At 66.9% G+C, this 25468-nt stretch carries 22 protein-coding genes and 1 tRNA gene; 10 read left to right on the forward strand and 13 right to left on the reverse strand.

Features of this window, described 5'->3' with window-relative positions:
• Positions 1-131: 131 nt before the first annotated feature.
• Positions 132-836 (reverse strand): DUF5343 domain-containing protein, encoded by a 705-nt coding sequence (locus ACE3TL_RS03390; protein WP_374577312.1) that lies wholly within the window; start codon positions 834-836, stop codon positions 132-134.
• A gap of 305 nt (positions 837-1141) precedes the next feature.
• Between ACE3TL_RS03390 and ACE3TL_RS03395 the strand changes: the two genes are divergently transcribed.
• From ACE3TL_RS03395 to ACE3TL_RS03405, 3 genes are all read left to right on the forward strand, one after another.
• Positions 1142-1720, forward strand: coding sequence for a recombinase family protein (locus ACE3TL_RS03395; protein WP_374577315.1), 579 nt, complete (start codon positions 1142-1144; stop codon positions 1718-1720).
• Between the two features lie 1340 nt (positions 1721-3060).
• Entirely contained in the window at positions 3061-3585 is a 525-nt protein-coding gene (locus ACE3TL_RS03400) for a hypothetical protein (protein WP_374577316.1), read from the forward strand.
• 537 nt (positions 3586-4122) lie between these two features.
• Positions 4123-4935: a hypothetical protein gene (locus ACE3TL_RS03405; RefSeq protein ID WP_374577318.1), complete on the forward strand. Its 813-nt coding sequence runs from the start codon at positions 4123-4125 to the stop codon at positions 4933-4935.
• Here the strand turns inward: ACE3TL_RS03405 and ACE3TL_RS03410 are convergent.
• The 5 genes from ACE3TL_RS03410 to ACE3TL_RS03430 form a co-directional block, all read right to left on the reverse strand.
• Positions 4932-6356 carry a DUF6538 domain-containing protein gene (locus ACE3TL_RS03410; protein ID WP_374577319.1) on the reverse strand — a complete coding sequence of 475 codons (1425 nt, stop codon included), beginning with the start codon at positions 6354-6356 and terminating at the stop codon, positions 4932-4934. The two genes, ACE3TL_RS03405 and ACE3TL_RS03410, sit on opposite strands and share 4 nt — an antisense overlap.
• A 91-nt stretch (positions 6357-6447) precedes the next feature.
• Positions 6448-6537, reverse strand: a tRNA-Ser gene (locus tag ACE3TL_RS03415).
• 100 nt (positions 6538-6637) lie between these two features.
• Positions 6638-7078 carry a PaaI family thioesterase gene (locus tag ACE3TL_RS03420; protein ID WP_374577320.1) on the reverse strand — a complete coding sequence of 147 codons (441 nt, stop codon included), beginning with the start codon at positions 7076-7078 and terminating at the stop codon, positions 6638-6640.
• Positions 7079-7092: 14 nt separating this feature from the next.
• Entirely contained in the window at positions 7093-7575 is a 483-nt protein-coding gene (gene rraA / locus ACE3TL_RS03425) for a ribonuclease E activity regulator RraA (protein ID WP_374577322.1), read from the reverse strand.
• Positions 7572-9119 carry a class I adenylate-forming enzyme family protein gene (locus tag ACE3TL_RS03430; protein WP_374577323.1) on the reverse strand — a complete coding sequence of 516 codons (1548 nt, stop codon included), beginning with the start codon at positions 9117-9119 and terminating at the stop codon, positions 7572-7574. Before ACE3TL_RS03430 ends, rraA begins: the two co-directional genes overlap by 4 nt.
• Before the next feature lie 184 nt (positions 9120-9303).
• Between ACE3TL_RS03430 and ACE3TL_RS03435 the strand changes: the two genes are divergently transcribed.
• From ACE3TL_RS03435 to ACE3TL_RS03445, 3 genes are all read left to right on the forward strand, one after another.
• A complete protein-coding gene (locus ACE3TL_RS03435; protein ID WP_374577325.1) occupies positions 9304-10779 on the forward strand; it encodes an AMP-binding protein in 1476 nt (491 codons plus the stop codon).
• Between the two features lie 207 nt (positions 10780-10986).
• Positions 10987-12171 (forward strand): thiolase domain-containing protein, encoded by a 1185-nt coding sequence (locus tag ACE3TL_RS03440; RefSeq protein WP_374535167.1) that lies wholly within the window; start codon positions 10987-10989, stop codon positions 12169-12171.
• Between the two features lie 3 nt (positions 12172-12174).
• Positions 12175-12585 (forward strand): Zn-ribbon domain-containing OB-fold protein, encoded by a 411-nt coding sequence (locus ACE3TL_RS03445; RefSeq protein WP_374577326.1) that lies wholly within the window; start codon positions 12175-12177, stop codon positions 12583-12585.
• Positions 12586-12607: 22 nt separating this feature from the next.
• On the opposite strand, the gene ACE3TL_RS03450 is transcribed toward ACE3TL_RS03445, so the two are convergent.
• Together ACE3TL_RS03450 and ACE3TL_RS03455 are read right to left on the reverse strand one after the other, a co-directional pair.
• Positions 12608-13150, reverse strand: coding sequence for a hypothetical protein (locus ACE3TL_RS03450; protein ID WP_374577328.1), 543 nt, complete (start codon positions 13148-13150; stop codon positions 12608-12610).
• Positions 13150-14367: a CaiB/BaiF CoA transferase family protein gene (locus tag ACE3TL_RS03455; protein WP_374577329.1), complete on the reverse strand. Its 1218-nt coding sequence runs from the start codon at positions 14365-14367 to the stop codon at positions 13150-13152. Before ACE3TL_RS03455 ends, ACE3TL_RS03450 begins: the two co-directional genes overlap by 1 nt.
• 58 nt (positions 14368-14425) lie before the next feature.
• Here ACE3TL_RS03455 and ACE3TL_RS03460 point away from each other — a divergent pair, with 58 nt between their 5' ends.
• Positions 14426-15592, forward strand: coding sequence for an acyl-CoA dehydrogenase family protein (locus ACE3TL_RS03460; RefSeq protein WP_374577330.1), 1167 nt, complete (start codon positions 14426-14428; stop codon positions 15590-15592).
• Complete coding sequence (locus ACE3TL_RS03465) at positions 15589-16371, forward strand: enoyl-CoA hydratase/isomerase family protein (protein WP_374577331.1); 783 nt, start codon at positions 15589-15591, stop codon at positions 16369-16371. The genes ACE3TL_RS03460 and ACE3TL_RS03465 overlap by 4 nt, the downstream gene beginning before the upstream one ends.
• 51 nt (positions 16372-16422) lie before the next feature.
• Here the strand turns inward: ACE3TL_RS03465 and eda are convergent, their stop codons facing one another.
• Genes eda through pgl form a run of 4 tightly spaced genes read right to left on the reverse strand, consistent with a single transcriptional unit; the run spans position 16423 to position 20520 of the window.
• Entirely contained in the window at positions 16423-17037 is a 615-nt protein-coding gene (gene eda, locus ACE3TL_RS03470; protein ID WP_374577333.1) for a bifunctional 4-hydroxy-2-oxoglutarate aldolase/2-dehydro-3-deoxy-phosphogluconate aldolase, read from the reverse strand.
• Entirely contained in the window at positions 17034-18011 is a 978-nt protein-coding gene (gene glk, locus ACE3TL_RS03475) for a glucokinase (protein ID WP_374577334.1), read from the reverse strand. The genes eda and glk overlap by 4 nt, the downstream gene beginning before the upstream one ends.
• Entirely contained in the window at positions 18008-19822 is a 1815-nt protein-coding gene (gene edd / locus ACE3TL_RS03480; RefSeq protein ID WP_374577368.1) for a phosphogluconate dehydratase, read from the reverse strand. The genes glk and edd overlap by 4 nt, the downstream gene beginning before the upstream one ends.
• Before the next feature lie 20 nt (positions 19823-19842).
• Positions 19843-20520, reverse strand: coding sequence for a 6-phosphogluconolactonase (gene pgl, locus ACE3TL_RS03485; protein WP_374577335.1), 678 nt, complete (start codon positions 20518-20520; stop codon positions 19843-19845).
• Positions 20521-20691: 171 nt separating this feature from the next.
• Between pgl and ACE3TL_RS03490 the strand changes: the two genes are divergently transcribed.
• Positions 20692-21759, forward strand: coding sequence for a glycosyltransferase family 4 protein (locus tag ACE3TL_RS03490; protein ID WP_374577336.1), 1068 nt, complete (start codon positions 20692-20694; stop codon positions 21757-21759).
• A gap of 10 nt (positions 21760-21769) precedes the next feature.
• Positions 21770-23917 carry a glycogen debranching N-terminal domain-containing protein gene (locus ACE3TL_RS03495; protein ID WP_374577338.1) on the forward strand — a complete coding sequence of 716 codons (2148 nt, stop codon included), beginning with the start codon at positions 21770-21772 and terminating at the stop codon, positions 23915-23917.
• 6 nt (positions 23918-23923) lie between these two features.
• Here ACE3TL_RS03495 and pyk read toward each other — a convergent pair whose 3' ends face one another.
• Complete coding sequence (gene pyk / locus ACE3TL_RS03500; RefSeq protein ID WP_374577339.1) at positions 23924-25342, reverse strand: pyruvate kinase; 1419 nt, start codon at positions 25340-25342, stop codon at positions 23924-23926.
• Between the last annotated feature and the right edge of the window lie 126 nt (positions 25343-25468).

Genomic DNA, 25468 nt, shown 5'->3' on the forward strand with positions numbered 1-25468 from the left:
AAAGCTCTTTACGACAGCTTCGTTCTTGATGTCTTCAGACACCATCACACTAGACGCAGGCTGATGCTTCGTCACCGCCAACTTCAGAGAGGCGCACTTGAGGATGAATAGCTCGACCTGTTCCTCTGCGTTCATCGCATCAGGTTCTCTTTGATACTTTTGAAGATGGCGTTCAACACGGTGAGGTCGGAAGTCTCCGGGAGCACAATGTTGATGTTGTACGCCAAGCGAATACCTTTCGCGTCCTCGTCACCCGAACCGTTGCCAAATCCATTACGCTCCCTGACCTCGCTTTCCTCCGCAGGCCTCACGTCCCCCTTGGCGGGCTCAAGGCTCACGTCCGCTGGTACGAAGGACTTTATGGCATTGAACGTGCCCCGGATCGCCGTAGCCACAGGATCGGATGCGGATAGTCCCGTAACCTCTACAACGAGGTCCTTCAGCTTCGCGTCAGGAACTGTGTGTGCGTAGGTGCTTCGCCGGAAAATCTCCGCAAACGCTGTTTGTAAACCGAGGAGAGCCGCCGCACCGCGACCGCCTGTCGTCCTGAACTTTCCATAAAGCTCCGTCGGCACACCGTCGCTTGTGACGAACCCCATCTTCTTCATTATCGGGATGGTTGCCCGCGCCGACCCGCCCTTCAGGCCAAGCACGTTCTCAAGGAAATCCGAGTTGAACTTCGGCGGTATCTGGGGATCAACGATCCGCTCTAGAACAGTCTTCATAGTGCCATGAGACGTCAGATACGGAAGGTTTCCCGGTATCTTGCGCTTCGCGGCGCTCGCCGCCTCAGGCTCGCCCGGAGCAGCCGCAGCCGCAGCATTGTCTTTCGCCATCGCCAGTTCCTCCGTGCAGCTAGCTTGGCTGTGTGTTGGCGATTTAGCAACTTGAGGCAGCAGCCAACCGCTCGCCCCCAAAAGTCAGCGACCAAAAAACGGTATGCTGTCGCGAAGCGGTCCCTCTGATCCTCAGCAGGCCATGCGTCCCCGTACACCCCCTCGCGGATCGCAAAAGGCAAAGGCCCTGTATCGAATACGACCGTTTCCGATACGGCTCACCAGCTTGTATCGAAACCTAGCTTGACGCCCATTCCGATACGTGAGACATAGCGAGCCACGTATTCGATACACAGGGGCAAGCCATGGCTCGCACATTCGCTTACTGCCGGGTCAGCACGGCGGACCAGACCACGGACAACCAAGTCCACGAGATCGAGGCCGCAGGCTTCAAGGTGGACGGCAAGCGCGTTGTCGCTGAAACCGTCTCCGGGTCCGTCGCTGCATCTGAGCGCAAGGGGTTCGCCCGCCTTCTGGACAGGATGGAAGACGGGGACGTGCTTGTCGTCACCAAGCTGGATCGCCTGGGCCGTAACGCCATGGACGTTCGGGCTACGGTCGAGAGCTTAGCCGCCTCAGGTGTGCGGGTGCATTGCCTCGCCCTCGGCGGGGTGGACCTCACCAGCGCAGCCGGGAAGATGACCATGGGCGTGCTCAATGCCGTGGCGGAGTTCGAACGGGACTTGCTGATCGAGCGCACGCAGGCCGGGCTCACCCGCGCCAAGGCCGAGGGGAAGGCCCTGGGCAGGCCCGCCGCTCTCTCCCCTGAGGACCAGGGGGTGATCCGTCAGCGGCGCTCTGAGGGCGTCTCCCTGGGCGTCCTGGCGAAGGAGTACGGGGTGTCTCGCGCCGCCATCCAGCGCGTTGAGAAGCGGGCGGCCTGAGGGGCTGGATTGCCGGGGCAGAGCGGGGCCGTGGCGGGCGTTGGCCTGGGCTCCGCTAGGTAGGGTGCGCCGGGCACTCGACGGCCTGAGCGGGGCTCCCTGATGGGCGCAGACCTGGCTATAAAATCCCTAGGTAAATCAGTCCGTTGATTTGATACCACTACGCAGAGGGGACATTCCCTCCCGAGTTTTGATACCGACACGCAGAAGGAAACTTCGCCGTCCGGCAGGACGCTAAACATGATGACCTCCGAGAGGGCCAGCCTAGCTGGTGAGGTCGAACCCGTGGCTCATCCGACCGAGTGAAACTCAGGATCAGAAGCCGGGCTACCTATCGTCTACCCCTAAGGATGCAGCATCTAAGCCGCATCTATTAGTAGCGGAATACAGACGAGAGGGAACCCGAAGCTATCCTCCCTCCTGAAATCTAGGATCAGATGACAGGAAGATAGATAGAAGGACAGCCATGGAAGGAACCCAAGGGAACCTACTATGGAACACCCTCCCGATAGACATACGTATAATACAATCCCCTTCGATGATCAGCGCACCAACCTCATGTCCTACTTGGCGGTAGTGTGAGGTAAGCTCCTGCTTGGCCAGGAACCTAGTCCGGCGACTATGTGTGCGCTGATCATCCAAGGGGAAACCCTTGGTACACCGTTCCCTTCCGGGATCAGCGCAGCAAAACGAACTTCAAACAATCAGATGCTTGATGGCTTCATACGCTTGGGGCTGCGCTGATTTCCGGGGACGGTGGACCTTAGACCTCAAGTCCATGTGTTCTTTTAGCAACGGGGAAGTGACCCTCGTTGAGCCTAAGAGCATGTGTTGATTTTGCCACGGATGTATTTCCGCCCTTAGCGTTAGGGGCGTGTATCCGAGCCACATCTCTATGTATTCGCGGGAATGATTTTCCCTGCACTCACCAACATCATTTCATCTCTAAGCACAGGAGGTTCGCAATGGCCGCCCTTACCGTCAATGACGCCATTATCAATAGCCCCGCCGCTCAGGCTTACTTCGACCGTGCCGACCATAGGGTGCGCGTAGGCTTCCGAGCCGCAATCGAAATGCTGGGCCTTCCGGTCCCTGACTACGCCAAGCGTAAGCCGCCGGGTCGTCCGCCTGCGAAGGCGGTAGCCGCCGCGTACCAAGCGGATCACGGGAAGCCCCGGAACTACACCCTCGCCCCTCGTAAGCCGAACGCCTCTCCCGAGGCCGTCGCCAAGGCCAAGTCCCGATCCGCCTAAGGGCGTGACCAGGGCACTCCACGACCAACAACCGAAACTCCGACCCGTGCTCATGCGCGGGAGAACACCCCTTTGGAAGGAACGAACATGACCAACGCCAACACCGCGTCCCTGCTGGAGCGCGTCGAAGACCTGACCTCCGCTCTTGTCCAGGCTCAGGAAGACGTCGCTCTGCTGGAGCGCATCACTAAGGCCAAGGCCGAAACCAAGCGCCTCGCTGTCGAACTGGAGGCTGCGCAGGAGGCTCTAGCGGAAGCTATGGCCGCCGAAGTGCAGGAGCGCCGGGAGGCCACCTATTCGGACTTCAAGGACATCACAGTGACCGAGAGGAACACCGGCGAAGGCTTGCTGCATCGCATCTTCGAAATCACCTACGTCCGCACTCAGTGGAACGGGTGGGAGAGCGCCCCGGTTACGCATACCTGCATTGGCTTCGGCTCCCTGCCTGATGAGGCTTGGGGCTACCTGCTGAACGCTCGCCAGGATCAAATCCCGCTGTCGATCCTGTCGCTCAGCCCTACGGCTGATCCCTGGGAAGCCTTCAATACGTACTTCACGGGCATGAAGCGCGGCTGGCTGAGCGCCCCCGTAGCGGATGCTGACGCGGCCTAATGTCCGGCCTTGCACGCCTGCGGCGTCGAACCCCGGCGAGAGATCGTCGGGACCGCGCCCTGACCCCTGCGCCGTTTCGGCAGTACTTTTCAGACGGCTATGTGCGCCAGGAGCTATGGGCTCAGACCCTAGATGAACTGCGCGCTTACTTCGGGGATGAGCACGGGGATGGGGCTGTCGAAGAAGCCCGGCTGACCGCCGTCACTGGCTGGCTCATGTGGCAGACCAACAAGCCCGAGGGAGCCCTAGACGCAATCCGTCTGTATCGCTCTCACGTCCTGGCCGCGCTCAACTATCCGCGCCCTGATCGGCACTCCTGGCGCTCGCTCCTGGCGACCATGCCAACCGATCAGAGGGACAGCATCCAAAGCCTAGCCCTCAACCTCATCGGGGAATGGGAGGCGGCGGGCTCCCCTAAGCTCGACCTCAAAACCACGCAGCAGTCGCTCTTGTCCTGCCTGCGCAACCAACGTGATCGGCAAGCCGCCAGCGAGGCGCTTGGACCGCACCAATCTCAAATCGAAAGGATCGTCTCGCATGGGACTTAGCATCAAGCAGCGCGTGAAAGTGAACGCTGCACTCAGCATGATCTACGCTCAGGGCTATGACGCACAGACCGTCGTCACCTGGGCTAAGGACTATGAAGGCATGGGGCACTCACCCGCCCGCGCCTATCAGATGGCGCTCAATGAGTTCGCCGCTGGACAACCGGACCTTGGCGTCAGCCTGGGCAAGATCACCCGCCTTGTTGAGGCGAGCGACGTGGCGACCGTGGCGAAGTACGACGTGGCCCTGTCGGAGTTCATCAGCACCGGGGACGACAGCGCCCTAGTGGCCCTTGGTCCGATGATCGCTCAGGACAGCGTGGCCCTGGCCGTGAAGAACCGGGAGCTTCCCGAGGGAGCCCTGACCGGGGAGGCCATTGAGGCGGCCATAGGCTTCGCCATGGCGGACGATGTGGTGACGCAGGCGGCTACCCCTGCGGCGCAGCAGAACGCCAGCCCTGAGGCTCCCCAGGCCCGCCCTGAGGATGCGTATTCCAGCCAGCTTTCAGTACCGCAGGCGCAGCGCCAGACCTTCCCCGGCTTCGGCTCTCAGAGCGCCCCGGCGCAGGCCAAGAGCACGGACAAGCAGACATCCCCGTATGCCGCTGGCGGCAGGGTGGCGAACCAAGCTCGCTGGGACGCCGTGCCGAACATCGGTGGCGGTACGTCGCGGACGCTGCTGCAAGGGCACCGCTTGGGCAGTAACGGCCTGCACGCCACGCCCGCCCCCGTGTTCAAGTCCAAGGCTGAGATCAGGGCGGACTACGCGAACGCTGGCCCGACCGTCAAAGCCGAGACGATCTAGGCGGGCTTCTCCGTCTCGAACCGAGGGAGCTTCGCCAGTTCCTCAGACAGCAGGGCCAGAGGGTACACACCGTACTTCTGGCCCTCTGTTTTCATCGCGTGCCCTTGGATCGTATCGCGGGCCTCGGGGTCCATGCGGACGCTGCGAGCCGTCGTCTTGAACAGGTGACGCCAAGCATGGTTCGGCTGCACATCGGGGTCATCGACACCCAGCTTACGCACCCAGGCCGCTAGGCGCTCGCCCATCTTCTTGAAGTGCGGGTTGCCCTCGGAGCCACCCCGACCACGGTCGGGATTGTAGAACAGAGGGCCTTTGCTCTGAGCCTTCACGACATCAAGGAAGCCCTGGGCGATCAGGTGTTCGTGGATAGGGACGACCCTGGCTTTGCCGGTCTTAACGCCACCAGCCTCGGGGGTAATACGCAGCGTCCAAATCCCCTCGACCTCCCGCACATCTTCGGCCCGAAGCTGCGTCATCTCATTCACCCGAGCGCCCGTATAGGCGCACAGCCAGGGCACCCAGCGTCGGGCCAAGCGATGCTCAGGCGAGAGGCTGTCAGGCTGGGGCTCAAGGCTAGCCTTTAGGATCGTCCTCGCCTCTTCCTTGGTGAAGTCAGGATCGCGTAGGCGCACCTTCTTCGGCACACGGATAACCACGTCAGCGGCGACGTTGGACTTGATCTTGTCGCCCTCACTCGCGTAGCCGAGGACCACGATGAGGGAGGCTAGGTAAGTCTCTCTGACTGTGCGGGCGCTGCGCACAGGTTCGCCCTTGTCATCCTTCTCGGCCAGGAGCGCATCCCTCCAGGCGATGACATTTTTGCGGGTGATCCGGGCGGCGTCGTCATGCCCGAGGAAGCCCTTGATGTGCTCCATGACCGGACGCCACCGCTTCACTGTAGCCGGGGCAGGCTTGCGCATCGCAACGTAGGCGTCGAACAACTCCATGAGCGGCGCGCTGCTGACCTTCCGATCCTCCCGCACCATGTCGAGAAAGGCTTGGTCCTGGGCTTCCTTGTGAGCGAGCGCAGCGGCTACGGCATCAGCGACGCGCTGCTTAACCGGGTCGTTCGCCTCTTCATGCTCATGCTCTGCGATCCAGCGAGACGCGGCCTCATGGGCTTCTTCGTCCTCAAAGGTCGCGAAGGCTTCGGCGGGTCCGGTAGGCCCCAGGATCACGGGAACCCCGTCAGGCTTCGCGCCCTGCCGCAGCTTTGCCCTAGCCTCGCGGAATAGCTGATCGACCTCCACGCCCCTGAGGCGGTCCAGTTCCTTCGCCCTGGCGAAATCCTTGGTCCCCAGGCTCTCCATGAACTCAGTGCGCGGCTTGCCGCTGGCGGTCAGAAAATAGGGGCGTAGCGCCTCGGGAACGACCCGGCGGAAATAGTACGTCGATCCACGCTTGGGGAGACGGGAAGGCATCGGCGGTTCACCTGTTACTTTTGTAACAACCGGCCGAGACAAAGCCTTATTTTCCTTGGGTTTCCTTACCCCATAAGGGCTGGAAATGTAATGGCGGAGAGGGTGGGATTCGAACCCACGGTACCCGTAAAGGTACGCCGCATTTCGAGTGCGGTGCTTTCGACCACTCAGCCACCTCTCCGGAGACGTCTTTCGGGCCTCCGGCGACGGAGCCCGCTGAGCGCGAGGCGCGGAACCTACTCATCCGGCCACGTTAGATCAAGCGGCGGTTTTGCGATCTTTCATCGTGGATAGAGGATCATCTGGGTGCAGCGGAACAGGGCGATGGCCTTTCCGCTGGCCGCATGGGTCGCCGTGGCGTCCCAGACCTGGGTCATGCGCCCGCCGTGGACGAGCCTGGCCTCGCACAGCACGCTCTCGCCGACCTTGGCCGTGCCGAGGAAATTGCTCTTCAGCTCGATGGTCGTGAAGCCGGCGGCGTCCTGCGGCAGCGAGATCCGGCAGCCGTAGCCGGCGGCCGTGTCCAGGAGGGCGATGAGGCTGGCCGCGTGCAGGAAGCCGTTGGGCGCCATGTGCTTTTGCGAGACGGTCACTCGGCTGCGCAGATAACCCTCCCGCGCCTCCAGCACCTCCAGGCCAAGTTCCCCGGGCAGGAAGTCCCGCTGCATGGCGTTCAGGCCGTCGGGCGTGATCGTTTCCAGCTCGGAGAAGGCGTCGGCCATCGGCGGCGGCTCCCCTACGCGTCCTCGGCGGCCAGGACGGCGATCCCGTCCTCGTCGGCGTAGAGCAGGTCGCCGGGCACGAAGACCACGCCGCCGAACGCCACCGGCGTGTCGACCACGCCTTCGCCGCGCTTGACGCTGCGCATGGGATTGGTCCCCAGCGCCTTGATCCCGATCTCCAGGGTTCCCAGCACCACGGCGTCGCGCACCGCGCCGAACACCACGATCCCGACCCAGCCGTTCTTCACCGCATCGGCGGCCAGCATGTCGCCGACCAAGGCGCGGTGCAGCGAGCCGCCGCCATCGACCACCAGCACGCAGCCTTCGCCCGGCTCGGCCAGGGTCGCCTTCACCAGCGAGTTGTCCTCGTGACAGCGCACGGTGCGGATCGGGCCGGAGAAGGCCGTCTTGCCGCCGAGGTCGCGGAACTGGGTCTCGCAGACTTCGATGGTCCCCTCGTGTTCGTCGCAGAGGTCGGCGACCGAAATCTCGCTCATGCGGTCGCCTTCCCCTTGTAGCCATCGCGCAGGTCGCGCTTCAGCACCTTGCCGATGTGGCTGCGCGGCAGGTGCTCGACCAGGATCAGATCGGCCAACCGCTGGGTCTTGCCGAGCTTGGCGTTGACCGCTTCGCGCAGGGCCTCGGCCTCTATGCCCTGGCCGGGCTTCAGCGCCACGAAGCCGACCGGCGTCTCGCCCCACCTGTCGGACGGCACGCCGACCACGGCGGCCTCCAGCACGGCCGGATGGGTGACGATCTCGGCCTCCAGGTCGGACGGATAGATGTTGAAGCCGCCCGAGATGATCATGTCCTTCTTGCGGTCCATGAGCGTCAGGAAGCCATCCTCGTCGAAACGGCCGACGTCGCCGGTGCGGATGTAGCGCAGGCCCTCGGGGCTGTACCACTCGGCCTCGGACGTCTTGCCCGGCTGGTTGTGGTAGCCGACCATCATCGCGCCCGAGCGGCCGACCACCTCGCCGATCTCGCCCTGCGGCACTTCCACCCCGTCCTCGCCGATCAGCCGGATGTCGTGGCCCGGCAACGGCTTGCCCACCGTATGCAGCTTGTCGGGATATTCGTGGGCGACCAGACCGCAGGAGCCGCCGCCCTCGGTCATGCCGTAATATTCGATCAGGCCGCCCGGCCAGCGCTTCAGCACGTCGGCCTTGATCTCCGGCGAGAACGGCGCGCTGGTCGAGAACTTCATCTTGAAGCTGGAGAGGTCGTAGCTGTCGAAATCGGCCCGCTCCATGATCCGGCGGTACTGCACCGGCACCAGCATGGCGTGGGTGACGCGGTGCTTCTCCGACAGCTTCAGGAACTGCTCGGCGTCGAACTTCGGCATCATCACCACCGTCCCGCCGTTCGAGATGGTCGGCAGGTAGGAAACCAGGGTGGTGTTCGAGTAGAGCGGGGTGGAGATCATCGTCACCGCGTCGGCAGGATAGACCCCGCGGCGGATCTGGCCCCAGCGCATGCGGTGCGGCTGGACGATGCCCTTCGGCGCGCCCGTCGTGCCCGAAGAATAGATGATGTTGAAACCCTGGTCGGGTTCGACCTCGACCGGCTCGGGCTTGGCGCCCTTCGGCGCCAGCCATTGCTCGAACGGAACGCCGGCGTCCGAGCCGTCCAGCGAGACGCGCTTGGCGGCGATCTGCGAGGCCACGCCTTCGAGTTGCTTCGACACGCCGGCGTCGAGGAAGAAGACCTTCGCGCCGGAGTCATTGAGCATCATCACCAGGCTTTCCGGCGTCGAGGACGGCGCCAGCGGCGCGACGATCGCCCCGGCCCGCAGGATGCCGAAGAAGGTCGCCCCGTATTCGACGCTGGTGGTGGCGCAGACGGCGGCGACCTGGGCCTTGCCCACCCCGTCGCGCTGCAGGGCCGCGGCGATGCGGTCCATCAGCTCATCCAGTTCGGCGTAGGTGATCGTCCGCCGGGCGTCGATCAGGGCCGGCTTGTCCTTCAGGTCGCGGGCCTGCTCGCGGATCACGTCGGCGAGGGTTCCGAATTCCTGAGTGAGCAGTTGTTCCGCGGACATGGCCGCCTCCCTCTCAAACACGTGTTGGGAACCCTAAAGCCTGAAACCGCCCGCGCCGCAATCGCCGCTTGCCATCCACGCCTTCCCAAAGGGAAACTGGCGGGGTCCGCCATCCGCATTTCGGCGCGGCGTCCATTCATCAGGGGCCGTCAGAGCCCACGCCATTTCCAGGGACGGAAAACACATGTCCGATGAGATGATCTCGCTCGGTGCGAAACTGAAGCAGCTCGCGCAGGAAAAGCCGAACGCGCCTGCCGTGACCTGCGGCGAGACGACCCTCACCTACGAGCAGTTCCATCGCCTCTCGAACCGCGCCGCCCGCGGCCTGGCGGCCAAGGGCGTGAAGTTCGGCGATCTCGTCACCCTGGGCCTGCCCAACTCGACCGACTTCGCCGTGGCCTGCTGGGCGATCTGGAAACTCGGCGCCACGCCCCAGCCGGTGTCCTTCCGCCTGCCCAAGGGCGAGCTGGAGGCGATCATGGAGCTGGCCAAGACGCCGGTAGTGATCGCTCAGTTCGACCATCAGATCGACCGGCCGCTGCTCTCGGTTCCCGACCTGATCGCCCTGTCGGACGACGACAGCGACCTGCCCGACGTCACCGCGCCGGTCTCCAAGGCGCCGACCAGCGGCGGCTCGACCGGCCGTCCGAAGCTGATCCTGTCCGGCCAGCCGGGCGAAACGGCGAAGGCGACGCCCGAGGTCGGCGGCTGGCGGCTGAAGCCCAGCTCCATCGCCCTGCTGCCGGCCCCGCTCTATCACAACGCCGGCTTCGGCATGATGATGTCGGCCTTCAGCGTCGGCTGCCATATGGTGCTGATGCCGCGGTTCGACGCCGAGGCGACCCTGGCGGAAATCGAGCGCAACAAGGCGACCTGGGTCTATCTGGTCCCGACCATGATGAACCGCATCTGGCATCTGCCCGAGGAGGTGCGGGCCAAGTACGACCTGTCGTCGCTGGAAACCCTCTGGCACCTGGCCGCGCCCTGCCCCGCCTGGCTGAAGGAGGCCTTCATCCACTGGGTCGGGCCCGAGACGGTGATGGAGCTCTACGCGGGCACCGAGGCCCAGGCGGTCACCACCATCTCCGGCGCCGAATGGCTGGAGCATCGCGGCTCGGTCGGCAAGGTGACGGTAGGCGAAATGGTCGCGGTCGGCGAGGACGGCGCCTTCCTCCCCCCGCGCGAGGTCGGCGAAATCTACATGCGCCGGCCGGAGGGCGCGCCGCCTTCCTACAAGTACCTCGGGGCCACGGCCAAGACCCTGCCCGGCGGCTGGGAGAGCCTGGGCGACATCGGCTGGTTCGACGAGGACGGCTATCTCTACCTGGCCGACCGCCGCACCGACATGATCCTGGTCGGCGGCTCCAACGTCTATCCGGCCGAGATCGAGGCGGCGCTGGAGGAACACCCGGACGTGCAGTCCTGCGCGGTTATCGGCATTCCCGACGACGACCTGGGCAATCGCATCCACGCCATCGTCCAGACCAAGGGCGCGCGGGACGAAGCCTCGCTGCGCGAGCACCTGGCCGGCAAGCTCGTCACCTACAAGCAGCCGCGCTCCTACGAGTTCGTGGACGAGCCCCTGCGCGACGACGCCGGCAAGGTCCGCCGCACCGCCCTGCGCGACGAACGCATCGCCGCGATGAAGCAGCCGGCCTAGGGGTGTCGAGAGGCTCCCCCGCTGGGGGAGCTTTCCGCGAAGCGGACTGAGGGGACTTTGACGGCTTCAACAAGCCCCTCCGTCTCGCTGCTGTGCAGCGATCCACCTCTCCCAGCGGGGGAGGAACTTGATATGGCAATGGTTGCCGCGCATGCTGCACCGCGATAATCCAAGGCCATTCTTCAAAGACAATTTCCGGGGGAACGCATGAGTATAAAAGGCAAGGCCTACATCATGGGGGCGTACGAGCATCCGCTCCGCGACGCGCCCGACAAGACGACCGCCCAGCTCCACGCCGAATGCGCCAAGGGCGCCCTGGAAGACGCCGGCCTCTCCAAGGACGACATCGACGGCTACTTCTGCGCCGGCGACGCCCCCGGCTTCGGCGGCATGTCGATGATCGACTACATGGGCCTGAAGAACGTCCGCCACATGGACTCCACCGAGACCGGCGGCTCGTCCTATCTGCTGCACGTCGGCCACGCGGCCCAGGCGATCGCCGAGGGCAAGTGCAAGATCGCGCTCGTCACCCTGGCCGGCCGTCCGCGCCAGAACAAGTTCTTCGGCGGCGGGGGAGCCCGTCCGGGCCAGCTCAGCGACGGCCCGCCGGAAGCCGGCTTCGAGAACATCTACGGCGGCACCACGCACAACACCTACGGCATGTGCGCCATGCGCCACATGTACGAGTACGGCACCACCAGCGAACAGCTCGCTTGGATCAAGGTCGCCGCCAGCCACCACGCCCAGTACAACCCCAACGCCTTCCTGAAGGACGTGGTGACCGTCGAGCAGGTGGTGAACTCCAAGATGATCGCCGACCCGCTGCACCTGCTGGACTGCTGCGTGGTCACCGATGGCGGCGGCGCGCTGATCGTCACGTCTCCGGAGATCGCCAGGTCGCTGAACCGTCCGAAGGTCAAGGTGATGGGCGCCGGCGAGTCGCCCAAGGGCCCGATGGGCGGCCGCGGCCTCGACCTCACCCATTCGGGCGCGGTCTGGTCCGGCCCGGTCGCGTTCGAGGAAGCCGGCGTGAAGCCGTCCGACATCAAGTACGCCTCGATCTATGACAGCTTCACCATCACCGTGCTGATGCAGCTCGAGGACCTCGGCTTCTGCGAGAAGGGCCAGGGCGGCAAGTTCGTCGCCGACGGCAACCTGATCTCGGGCGTCGGCAAGCTGCCGTTCAACACCGATGGCGGCGGGCTCTGCAACAACCACCCCACCAACCGCGGCGGCATCACCAAGGTGATCGAAGCGGTGCGCCAGCTTCGCGGCGAAGCGCATCCGAAGGTCCAGGTGGCCAACTGCGACATCGCGCTCGCCCACGGCACCGGCGGCTCGCTGGGCACCCGCCACGGCGCGGCGACCCTCATCATGGAACGGGAGGCTTAAATCATGACCGACGTTCAAGCCGAAGTCATGGTCCGCGACATTCCCGTCCCGGCCGTCACCGTCGAAACCAAGCCGTTCTGGGATGCGGCCGCCGAGGGCAAGTTCCTCATCAAGCGCTGCACCGATTGCGGCGAGGCGCACTGGTATCCGCGCGCGCTGTGCCCGTTCTGCTTCTCGGACAAGACCGTCTGGGAAGAGAGCCCCGGCGAAGGCGTGATCTACAGCTACAGCGTCATGCGCCGCTCGCCGACCGGCCCCTACGGCATCGGCTACGTCACCCTCGACGAAGGCCCGGCGGTGTTCACCAACTTCCTCGGCGTCGCGCCCGAGGCCCTTTCCATCGGCCAGCGGGTCAAGGTGCGCTTCCAGCCCACCGAAGGCGGCCCTCCGGTCCCGGTGTTCGCGCCGGTCTAGCGACGATCAAGGTGTCATCAAGTCAGCTTGGCTTGATGACACTTTCGACCAGCCCCTCCGCCTCGCGCGGGTGGCGCAGGCGGTGGACCTGCAGATGCGAAAAGCGCGGGTCGGCGATGCGGCCCGCATATTCCGCCCGCCGCCGCGCCCAGGTGTCCCAGGCCCAGCGGATCGGGTGCTCCTTGGAAAGCCACATGCGCCAGTCCTCGCGGTTGCCGGTGCCGGGCCAGAGCTCGGTGCGGTCGAACGCCCGCGCGATGGAGCGGCGGATGACCCGGGGCATGATCACGCTGCGCTCGTAGTCCAGCCAGACGAGATGGGTGGCCCGGCTCCAGACCAGGTCGCGCACCCGGCCGTAATTGCCGTCGCTGACCCAGGCGTCCTGCCCGACCGCCGTCGCCACCCGCCGGACGAATTCGTCCGGGTCATGCGTGTTCAGGTCCTTCCAACCGGCCTGCCAGTTGATGGCGTCCAGCTCGATATGCGACAGGCCGAGTTGCGCCGCCAGCCGCCCTGCCAGCGTCGATTTTCCCGACCCCGAACTACCGACCACGGCGATGCGCATCAGGCGTCCTGCGACAGCCCCAGCTCGTCCAGAACCTCGGCGGTGTGTTCGCCCAGGCGAGGCGGATGGCGGCGGATGTTCGACGGCGTGCCGGTGAACTTCACCGGCGGCTTCATCGCCACATAGGTTCCCGCCTGCAGATGCTCGTAGCGCTGGAAGAACTCCACCGCCTTCAGGTGCGGGTCCTCGGGCAGGTCGTCCAGCCGGTTGGTCCGCGTGACCGGGATCGACAACGGCTTGAGCAGGTCGATCCATTCGTCCGTGGTCTTGGTCACGGTGACGGTCTCGACCAGGGCGTAGAGCTCGTGAATGTGCTTGCCGCGCTCCAGGCCCTGGAACCGGGGATCCTTGCCGAAGCTCTCGCCCCAGCCGGCCACCTCGAAGAAGACGTCCCATTGCTTGTCGGTATAGGGCAGCAGGCCGATATAGCCGTCCTTGGTCGGGAACGGCTTGCGGTGCGGATTGACCACCCGCTGATAGCCCCACTGGCCAGTCGGCGGATCGAAGGTGTGGTCGTAGAGATGTTCGACCAGATTGAAGCTGGTCACGCATTCCAGCATCGGCACCTCGATGAACTGGCCCTCCCCCGTCCGCTCGCGGCTGAGCAGGCCCGCGGTGATCGCCTGGCTCATGAAGAGGCCCGAGACCTTGTCGGCGACCAGGCTGGGCAGGATGCGCGGGACGGGATTACCGTCGGTTCTCGGCAGGACGTCGGCCAGGCCCGAGGCGGACTGAATCAGGTCGTCATAGGCCGGCTCGCCCGCATAAGGCCCCTCTGAGCCGTAGCCGGCGGCGTGGACATAGACGATGTCGGGCTTCAGCGCCTTCACGTCCTCATAGGCCAGGCCCAGACGCTTCAGCCCGTCATAGCGGATCGAGGTGGCGAAGACGTCGCTCTCCTTGATCAGCGCCTCCAGCACCTTGCGCGCCTTGGGCTCCTTCATGTCGAGGACGACCGATCGCTTGTTGCGGTTGATCGCCAGGAAGATCGGCCCGAGATCGCGCGGCCAGCCCTCCGGCGTGTGGCCAGGCCAGCGCATGATGTCGCCGCCGGCGCCGCGGCCCGAGCCCGGGTCCTCGATCTTGATCACGTCCGCGCCCTGGTCGGCCAGCATCTGGACGGCGTAGGCCCCGAAGACGACGCTGGTCAGGTCGAGGATACGCACGCCCTTCAGCGGTCCGGTGGCTTCCTCGGCCAGTTGCTTTACTTCCGCCACGTCAGACCTCCCCACTATGATCGAACCGAAGATCGCGCATTGACGCGGGGGAGGGCTAGTGGACTTCGCGCTTTCCGACGAACACAGGATGCTGAAAGACTTGGTGGCTCGCTTCGTCCGGGACGAACTGGCGCCGCTGGAGGCCGGGGTCCTGGCTCGCGAGGCGGCCGGCGGCGGCCTCTCCATCGGTGCGAAGGAAAGCGCCCGCCTGGACGAGGTGTCCAAGTCCCTCGGCCTTTGGGGCCTGGACGCGCCCGAGGATGTCGGCGGGATCGACCTGCCCAATGTCGCCATGGTCGGGGTCAACGAGGAGCTGGGCAAGACCATCACGCCCTACACCCTGCCTCCGGACTCGCCGAACCTGCGGATGCTGGCCGCCACGGTGAACGAGCGCCAGCGCGAGGCCTACCTGGCGCCCTATGTGCGCGGCGAGACGGTCAGCGCCATCGGCATCTCCGAACCGGGCGCCGGCGCCGACCCCGCCGGCATGATCACCCGCGCCGAACGCGACGGCGAGGACTGGGTCATCAACGGCCGCAAGATCTGGATCAGCCGGGCCGAAGACGCCGATTTCACCATCCTGATGGCGGTGACCGACCGGGAAAAGGGCTCGCGCGGGGGCATCTCGGCCTTCCTGGTCGACAAGGGAACGCCCGGCTTCAACGTGCTGCGGCGCATTCCGATGATCGGCGGCCAGGCGACCTACGAGGTGGCGCTGGAGGATTGCCGGGTCGAGGGCTGGAAGCTGCTGGGCCAGGAAGGGAACGGCTTCGGCCTCATGCAACTGCGGCTGGGCACGCGGCGGATCGAGATGGCCTCCTGGTCCATCGGCATGGCCCAGCGTGCGCTGGACATGATCTGCGAGTACGCCCCCCAGCGGAAGACCTTCGGCCTGCCGCTCAGCGAGCGCCAGGCCATCCAGTGGTGGGTGGCCGATGCGGCGACCCGCATCCACGCCGCGCGGCTGATGACCTATGACTGCGCCTGGAAACTGGACCAGGGGCGCGACGTGCGGGTCGAGATCTCGATGATCAAGGCCTACGCCACCGAAATGGCCTGGGAGGTCGTCGACCGCGCCATGCAGACCTTCGGCGCGATGGGCATGACCAAGGAACTGCCGCTGCAGCTCATGGCCAGCCGCCTGCGCACCATGCGAATCTATGACGGCCCCACCGAAGTCCACAAATGGGTGGTGGCCCGCAACCTGATGGGATCGAGACGATGAAGACGGCCTATGGCGACCACCTGACCGTAACCACCGAGGGCCACGTGGCGACGGTGGTCATCGACCGCCCCCCGAACAACCACGTCTCGGTCGACCTGATGCGCGACCTGGCCGATGCGCTCGAGGCGATGGACCGCGACAACGCCGTCCGCGCCGTGGTGCTGGCCGCGGCCGGCAAGGCGTTCTGCGCCGGGGCCGACCTTGTCTCGCCCACCGGCATCGGCGGCACGGGCATGAGCGGCATCGACAGTCTCTACGACCAGGCGGTGCGGCTGTTCTCCATCGAGACGCCGATCGTCGCAGCCGTGCAGGGCGCGGCGGTGGGAGCGGGCCTCGGCCTGGCCCTGGTCGCCGACTTCCGCGTGGTCGCGCCCGAGGCGCGGTTCAGCGCCAACTTCGTCAAGCTGGGCTTCCATCCGGGCTTTGGCCTGACCCACACCCTGCCGCGGCTGATCGGCCAGCAGCGCGCCAATCTGATGTTCTTGACCGGCCGGCGCATCAAAGGCGAGGAGGCCCTGGCCTGGGGCCTGGCCGACGAACTCGTACCGCTCGACCAGGTGCTGCCGGCCGCCCAGGCCCTGGCTGCCGAGATCGCCGGAAACGCGCCGCTCGCCGTGGTCGCCACCCGCAAGACCTTGCGCGGCGACCTGGCCGCCGCCGTCCGCGCCCAGACCAATCACGAGCACGAGGAGCAGACCATCCTGCGCGCCACAGAGGACTTCGCCGAGGGCGTCCGCGCGGTGCAGGAACGCCGGCCCGGGGTGTTCAAGGGACGATAGGAAGCGAAAGCCGATAGATTCCCCCCCTCCGGGGAGAATCCTGTTCAGCGCCTACTTCCCCAACCCCGACGCCGCCCGCGCCAGGTCGGTGATCCGGGCCCAATCGCCGGCGCGGACGGCGTCGGCGGGGGCGACCCAGCTTCCGCCCACGCAGATCACGTTCGGCAGGGCCAGATAATCGCCGGCGTTCTTCGCATCGACCCCGCCCGTCGGGCAGAAGGTCGCCTGCGGGAAGGGGCTGGCGAAGGCCTTCAAGGCCGCAGGCCCGCCGACCACATTGGCCGGGAACAGCTTGAAATGGGTGAAGCCGGCGCGCAGGCCGCGCATCAGTTCGGTGGCCGTGGCGATCCCCGGCAGCAGCGGCGTGGGGCCGTCCACGCCCTCACCGTCGATCAGGCCCGGGCTGACCGCGAACCGGGCGCCCGCGTCAGCCACCGCTTGGCGCGCCGAGGCGGTGGTGACGGTGCCGGCCCCGACCACCGCGCCCTCGACCTCGCCGGCGATGCGGCGGATGCAGTCCAGCGCGGCGGGCGTGCGCAAGGTCACTTCCAGCGCAAGGAGCCCGCCAGCCACCAGCGCCCTGGCCAGCGGCACGGCCTGCGCTTCGTCCTCGATGATCAGGACCGGGACGACCGGCGCGAGCTTGAGAATCTCGGCGAGGGTCACAGCAGGCTTCCTTCCATTTGCTCCAGCACCCGCGCCGCGCCGACCAGGGCGGCGTAGGGATGCACGATCAGATAGGTCGGGATCTCGCGCGTGAAGTCGGACAGCCGGCCCTTCTCCTCGAACCGGCGGCGGAACCCGCCGGACGCCAGGCGGTCGGCCATGCGCGGAGCGATGCCGCCCGACACATAGACCCCGCCGCGCGCCCCGCAGGTCAGGGCGATGTCGCCGGCGACCGAGCCGAGGATTTCGCAGAACCGGTCCAGGGTTTCGTCGGCCAGGGCGTCCTCTCCCCGCTGGCCGGCGGCGAGCACTTCCTTTTCGTCCTTCAGATCCGCCGCCACGCCGCGCACGTCGGCCAGGCCGCGATAGAGCGCATAAAGGCCCGGACCGGAAAGCAGCCGCTCGATGGAGACTCGCCCATGGGTTCGGCGCAGCGAGGCCCAGATCGCCGCCTCCACCCCGTCATAGGGCGCAAAGCTGGCGTGGCCGCCCTCGCTGGGCACGGTGATGTCGCCCCGATCCGTGCGGATCACCATCGAAACCCCGAACCCGGTCCCGGCGCCCAGCACCAGCAGCGGCGCGCCCTGCGCCCCGCGAATCTGCGGCCCGATCACCCGCAGGTCGTCGGCGTCCAGCACCGGAGCGGCCAGGGCCTGGGCGGCGAAGTCGTTGATCAGCCGCGCGCTGTGGAACTCGAACGCCCCGATCAGTTCGGCCTCGGAAACCCGCCAGTCCAGGTTGGTGAACTCGATCTCGCCGTCCACCACGGGGCCGGCCACGGCGATCGCCGCCGACAGCAGCCGCTGGCGGCCGACCGTGACTTCGAGATATTCGGCGATAACCTCAGTCAGTGAGCCGAATTCCTGGGCCGGATAGGTCTTGGGATTGCGGATGCGGCCGGTCGAATCCACCACCGCCAGGCGGGCGTTCGTGCCCCCGACATCGCCCACCAGGCCGGTATAGACCGTCTTCACGCAGCATCTCCGAATAGGGCTCCGCCGCCAAGCTCGGCCGGCGCCGCGGCCCGGCGCATCCAGCCGAACAGCTCGCGGCCATAGCCGAAGCCGGGCTGGACGACCCGCACCTTCTCCCGTCCCGCGAACTCCGCGGCGTCGGCGAGGATTTGCAGCGAACCGGCGTGAGCGTCCAGCCGGATCATGTCGCCGTCGCGCACCTGCGACAGCGGCCCGCCGTGCGCGGCTTCCGGGGAGACGTGGATCGCCGCCGGCACCTTGCCCGAAGCGCCGGACATCCGCCCGTCGGTGACCAGCGCCACCTTGAAGCCCTTGTCCTGCAGCACGCCCAGCACCGGGGTCAGGCTGTGCAGTTCGGGCATGCCATTGGCGGTCGGCCCCTGGAAACGGACGACGGCGATGAAGTCGCGGTTGAGCTCGCCGCGCTTGTGCGCCTCCAGCAACTCGTCCTGGTCCTGGAACACCAGGGCCGGCGCCTCCACGACCAGGTTCTCGTCCTTGACCGCGGAGGTCTTGATCACCGCCCGTCCCAGGCCCCCGGTCAACAGGCGGATGCCGCCCTCCGGCTGGAAGGGATCGTCGGCGGGACGCAGGATGTCACGGTTCAGCGACTGCGTCGGCCCTTCGCGCCAGACCAGCCTGCCGTCCTCCAGGAACGGCTCCTGCTGATAGAGCCGCAGGCCGCTTCCGGCGACCGTGGTCACGTCCTCGTGCGCCAGGCCCGCGTCCAGCAACTGGCGCACCACGAAGGCCATGCCGCCGGCCGCATGAAAGGCGTTCACGTCCTCCGACCCGTTCGGATAGACCCGCGCCAATAGCGGCGTGACCTTGGACAGCTCGTCGAAGTCCTGCCAGTCGATGACGATCCCCGCCGCGCGCGCCATGGCGACCAGGTGCAGGGTGTGGTTGGTCGACCCGCCGGTGGCCAACAGGCCGGCGATGGCGTTCACGATGGCCTTCTCGTCCACCACCCTGGCCATGGGCGTATAGGCGTTGGTCTGGTGGCCGATCTCGATGGCCCGCTTGGGCGCGGCCGCCACCAGGGCGTCGCGCAGCGGCGTGTTGGGATGCACGAAGGCCGAACCCGGCAGGTGCAGGCCCATCATCTCCATCATCATCTGGTTGGAGTTGGCGGTGCCATAGAAGGTGCAGGTGCCCGGTCCGTGATAGGACTTCATCTCACTGTCGAGCAGTTGATCGCGCGTCGCCTTGCCCTCGGCGAACAGCGCCCGGACATGGGCCTTTTCGGCGTTGGAGATGCCCGAGGTCATCGGCCCGCCCGGCACGAAGATCACCGGCAGATGGCCGAAGGCCAGGGCCCCGATCGTCAGGCCCGGCACGATCTTGTCGCAGATGCCCAGCATCAACGCGCTGTCGAAGGCGTCATGGGTCAGCGCGACCGCCGTGGCCATGGCGATCACATCGCGGGAAAACAGCGACAGCTCCATGCCCGGCCGTCCCTGGGTGACGCCGTCGCACATGGCCGGCACGCCGCCGGCGTACTGGGCGGTGCCGCCGACCTCTTCGGCCGCAGCCTTGATGATCGCGGGAAATCGCTCCAGCGGCTGATGGGCCGAGAGCATGTCGTTATAGGCCGAGACGATGGCTACGTTCGGCGCGCTCGGATTGCGCATCCGCTGCTTCACCCCGTCGGACTCGGCGGCGAAGGCGTGCGCCCAGTTGGCGCAGGACAGCTTGGCCCGCCCCGGGCCGTCATGCTGCGCCGCCTCCATCCTGGCCAGATAGTCCGCGCGGCTGTCGCGGCTGCGCTCGACGATGCGCGCGGTGACGGCGGCGGTGACGGGATGCAGCGACATGTTCCAACTCCGACTTACGGGGTCCAGAGAATCCTCACGGGGGCCTGGGCCTGATCCAGCAACGCATGCACGGGCAGGCCGCTCCGCCCCTCGACGACGTGTTTCTTCACTTCTCCCGCGATGAGGACCAGGATCAGCCGCGCTTGCAGAAGGGCCGGCATGGTCATCGTCACCCGGGCGAGCGGCGGCGAACCGACGCCCGCGGGTATCCCGAGGCAAAAGCGAGTCCCGGCCGAATCCATGCCCTGATCCAGAACCGGGCTGCCGGGAATGAGCGAGGCGACGTGACCGTCTTCGCCCATGCCCAGCAGCATGACGTCATAAGGCGCCAGCGCGCGAACCCCAACCTCCACCGCCTGGGCCGCCGCCTCGACGCTGACCGCCGGCGCGCTGATCGGGGTGAAGGCGGCCCGCGCCGCGGCCCCGACCAGCAGGCGTTCGCGCACAAGCCGCTCATTGGAGTCCGGCGAGTCGGGCGGCACGAAGCGATCGTCCGAAAGGGTCACGGCGACCTTGTCCCAGGCGATCGCATCGTTCGCGGCCAGCAGGTCGTAGACCGGCGCCGGAGAGCGGCCGCCCGTTCCCACCAGGCTGGCGTGTCCACGCTGGGAGATGGCGGCCGCGAGCGCCTCGGCCGTCGCCTCGGCTGCGGCCCGCGCCAGATGTTCGGGATCGGCGTAGGTCTCGATCATGCCTCGCCCATAGCTCAAGCGGGCGGCGAAGGCGCGCCCGATTCCTGAAACCTGGCCTGAAAAGACGACCGGGCGCGGAACCCGAACGGGCTGTCGCGAACTTCCTCAACGGCCGCTCCGGCGGGCCTCTCCCCAGGCCAGCCCGCCGACTTCCACCCCGGAGACAGCATTATGAGGATCGCCCAGGTTCCCCCGCTCTATGAAGCCGTGCCCCCCCGCTTCTATGGAGGAACCGAGCGGGTGGTCTCGCATCTCACCGATGCGCTCGTCGATCTCGGCCACGAGGTCACCCTGTTCGCCAGCGCCGAGGCGCGCACCCGCGCCGAACTGGTCAAGGTGCGCGACCAGGCGATCCGCCTGGACCCCGCGCCGCTGAAGTCGGACCTGGCCGCCCACATGTCGATGCTGTGCGACGTTCGCCGCCGCGCCCGCGAATTCGACGTGATCCATTTCCACACCGACATGATCCACTTCCCGTTCTTCGAGGACATGCCGGAACGCACCTTGACGACGCTGCACGGCCGGCTGGACCTGAAGGACCTGCCCGGCGTCTACTGGCGTTGGAACCAGTTTCCGCTGGTGTCGATCTCCGACTCCCAGCGCCGTCCGCTGGCCTTCGCCAACTGGAACGGCACCGTGCATCACGGCATGAAGGCCGACCTCTATGCGCCAAACTTCGAGCCCGGCGGCTACCTCGCCTTCCTGGGCCGTATCTCGCCGGAGAAGCGGCCCGACCGCGCCATCGCCATCGCCAAGCGGCTGGGCGTGCCGTTGAAGATCGCGGCCAAGGTCGATCCGGCCGACACCCGCTACTACCAGGAACAGATCGAGCCCTTGCTCCTCGGTCAGAAGCTGGTCGAGTACATCGGCGAGATCAGCGACGATCAGAAGTCGGAATTCCTGGGCGGCGCCTCGGCCCTGCTGTTCCCCATCGACTGGCCCGAGCCGTTCGGCCTGGTGATGATCGAGGCCATGGCCTGCGGCGCCCCGGTGATCGCCTATGGCTGCGGATCGGTTCCGGAGATCGTCGAAGAGGGCCTGACCGGCTTCATCGTGCAGGACGAGGACGAAGCGGCCGCCGCGGTCTCGCGGCTGGACCGGCTGGACCGCCGCGCCATCCGGCGGCGCTTCGAGGAGCGCTTCTCGGCCACCGCCATGGCGCGCCGCTATCTCGACCTCTATGCGGGACTGGGCGCGGCTCGCGCGGCCCCTGGCGTCGCCCTGGCCGCCAACGCCTGAGGCGACCGCTATGGACGATATGGCCCCCGCACCCGACGCCCCCGTCGAGACGGGTGAGACGGGCGAACCGCGGGTTCCCTACCGGCTGTTCGCACTTAAGGACAAGGACACCTTCATCGTCGCCGACGCCTTCGGAGACATCCGCGGCGCGGGCGACGGCCTGTTCCACAACGACACCCGCATCCTGTCGCACTTCCGCATATTCCTGGGTGGGCGGCCTCCATCGCTGCTCTCGGCCGCCATCGGCCAGGACAACGTGTTCTTCACCTCGCATGGCGCGAACCAGGCCCTGCCCTATCCCGGCGGGCCGGTCGGGCCGCCCGGCGTGCTGCACGTCGAGCGCAAGCGCTTCCTGTGGGAAGAACGGCTCTATGAGCGCATCTGCTGCGTGAACTACAGCCGCGACGTCGTGCTGATCCCGCTGTCGGTGGAGTTCGGGGCCGATTTCCGCGACATGTTCGAGGTCCGCGGCCTGCGCCGCAAGGTGAGGGGGCGCGAGCTTCCACCTCAGCTCGGCGAACGGTGCGTTCGCTTCGTCTACGAAGGGCTGGACGGAGTGGACCGGACCAGCGTCATCACCTTCTCCGACCCGCCGGGGCGGCTGAACGGCCACCGCGCCGACTACATGTATTCGCTGCAGCCGGAAGGACGGCTGGAGCTCTATATCGAGGTTGGCGAACATGACGGCGTCGTGCCCAGCCGCGAGCGGTTCCGCGACGCCGCCGCCCGCGCCCGCTGGGACATGCGCGCCCGTCGCCGCCACGGCGCGCGGTTGAAGAGCTCCGGCCGCCTCTTCAACGAATGGCTTGAGAAGTCGCGCTCGGACCTGGCCCTTCTGACCACGCGGATGGAGACCGGCCCCTATCCCTATGCCGGCATTCCCTGGTTCTCGACCGCCTTCGGGCGCGACGCCATCATCACCGCCTGGCAGATCCTCTGGTTCGAGCCCTCGCTGGCTCGCGGCGTGCTGACCTACCTGGCCGCACACCAGGCCGAGGAGGTCTCGGCCTTCCGCGACAGCGCGCCGGGCAAGATCATGCACGAGACCCGCAAGGGCGAGATGCCGGCCATGGGCGAGGTTCCGTTCGGCCGCTACTACGGCGGGGTCGACACCACGCCGCTGTTCGTGGCCCTGGCCGGCGCCTATGCGGAGCGGACCCGCGACATGGCGCTGATCGACGATCTGTGGCCGGCCCTGACCCGCGCCGTCCACTGGATCGACAAGTACGGGGATTCCGACGGCGACGGCTTGATCGACTACAAGCGCGGCAAGGACTCGGGGCTGGCCAACCAGGGCTGGAAGGATAGCGAGGACAGCGTCTTCCACGCCGACGGCCGCTTTCCAAACGGCCCCATCGCCCTGGTCGAGGTGCAGGGCTACGCCTTCGCCGCCTATCGCTCCATGGCGCGCCTGGCCCACCAACGGGGGGACCAGGACAACGCCGCCCGCTGGGCCGCCCGCGCCGAGCAGATCCGCGCTGCGGTCGAAAGCCGCTTCTGGATGCCGGACAAGGATTTCTACGGCATCGCGATCGACGGGGAGGGAAAGCTCTGCCGGGTGATGACCAGCAATCCCGGCCATCTGCTGTTCTCCGGCCTGCCCGCGCCGGATCGGGCGCGCAAGGTGACCGAGCGGCTGATGTCGACAGCCTTCGACAGCGGCTGGGGGCTGCGCACCCTGGCCACCGGCGAGGCTCGTTTCAATCCGATGAGCTACCACAACGGCTCAATCTGGCCGCACGACACCGCCATCTGCGCCATGGGCCTGTCGCGCTATGGCGAGCGCGACGGGGTGGTGAACATGACCGCCAACCTCTTCGAGACCGCCAACACCTTCGAGATGCGGTTGCCCGAGCTGTTCTGCGGCTTTCCGCGGATGGCGGGGGAGCCGCCGGTCGCCTATCCCGTCGCCTGCCTGCCCCAGGCCTGGGCCGCCGGTTCGATCTTCATGATGCTGCAGGCCTGCCTGGGGCTGACGGTCGATGGCTGGAACCATGAGGTGCACGTCACCGATCCGCGCCTGCCGATCGGCATCGACTGGCTGGCGGTCGACGGCCTGCGGATCGGCGGCGACAAGGTGGACCTCACCTTCGAGCGGGCCGGACGGCGGGTTCGGGTCGAGGCGCGCGGCGGCGGCGTTCCGCTGAAGGTGCGATAGGCGTCGCTATCGCCGAGGCGCGTGGGCGATGCGCAGGATGTTCGCCGCTCCCGGCGAGCCCATCGGCAGCCCGGCCAGGATGATCACTCGCCGGTTGGGCGCAGCCAGACCCGCGCCCACGGCCTCCTCCACCGCCACCCGCGCTAGTTCCTCCGGATCGCTGGGCTGGGCGACGACGCGCGGCTCCACGCCCCAGACCAGGCACAACTTGCGCGCGGCCTTGATGTTCGGGGTGAGCGCCAGGGTCGGCTGCAGCGGCCGCTCCCGCGCCAGCCGCAGCGAGGTCCTGCCGGTCGTGGTGAAGGCGGCGATGCAGGCGGTGGACGCCGCCTCGGCCGCGCGGCTGGCGGCGGCGACCAGGGCGTCCGCGTCGGCGTCCTCGACCGGGTATTCGGCGCGCATCAGCTCGGGCCAGCGCGGGTCCTGCTCCACCCGGGTCAGGATGCGGTTCATCATGGTCACCGCCTCCAGGGGATATTCCCCCGCCGCCGTCTCGGCCGACAGCATCACCGCATCGGCGCCCTCATAGACCGCCCCGGCCACATCGGAGGCCTCCGCCCGGGTCGGAGTCGGGGCATGGATCATCGATTCCAGCATCTGGGTGGCGACGATCACCGGAATGCCACGGCTGCGCGCGGCGCGAACCAGCGACTTCTGCACCACCGGCACGTCCTCGGGGTTCAGCTCCACCCCCAGGTCGCCGCGGGCGACCATCACCCCGTCGCAAAGATCGAGGATCTCATCGAGCGCCTCGAGCGCCGCGGGCTTTTCGATCTTGGCCAGCACCGCGGCGCGGCCCTGCACGATCTGGCGCAGGTCGGCCATGTCCGACGCCCGCTGCACGAAGGACAGCGCCACCCAGTCGACGTTCTGCGAGAGGGCGAAGGCCAGATCGCCGCGGTCCTTGGCGGTCAGGGCCGGAATCGGGATGGCGTGGCCGGGCAGGTTCAGCCCCTTGTGATCGGAGAGCTGTTCTCCGGCCAGCACTTCGGTTTCGGCATAGCCGGGGCCGCTGCGCCGCACGCGCAGCCGCACCTTGCCGTCGTCCAGCAGGATGTCCGAGCCCGGCCGCAGCACGCTGAACACCTCGGCCAGGGGCACGCCCACGCGGCTGGCGTCGCCCGGCTCCTCGGAGGTGTCGAGCCGGAAGTCCTGGCCGACCTTGAGCCGGACGGTCCGATCGGCGAACGCGCCCAGCCGGATCTTCGGACCCTGCAGGTCGGCCAGCACCGCCAGCGGCCGGCCGACCGCCGCTTCGGCGGCCCGGACATTGGCGATGGTCCGGGCGTGATCCTCGTGCAGGCCATGGCTGAAGTTCACGCGGAAGACGTCGGCGCCGGCGCTCGCCAGTTGCACGACCTTCCCCGCCTCGCGGCTGGCCGGGCCGAGGGTCGCAACGATTCGAGCGCGGCGGGCGCGGATCATCTGAGCTCCTTGGTCGATCCCGGGTCGTCCCCGCACTATGCCCCATCGGACTTCGGTGACGAGAGTTTCCGTCCGGCCCAGCTTGCGCCACGCTGGCGCCCGAGCCTTATCGGCGCGAACCTGCGT

It is taken from the genome of Phenylobacterium sp. (assembly GCF_041920015.1).
Lineage (GTDB): Bacteria > Pseudomonadota > Alphaproteobacteria > Caulobacterales > Caulobacteraceae > Phenylobacterium.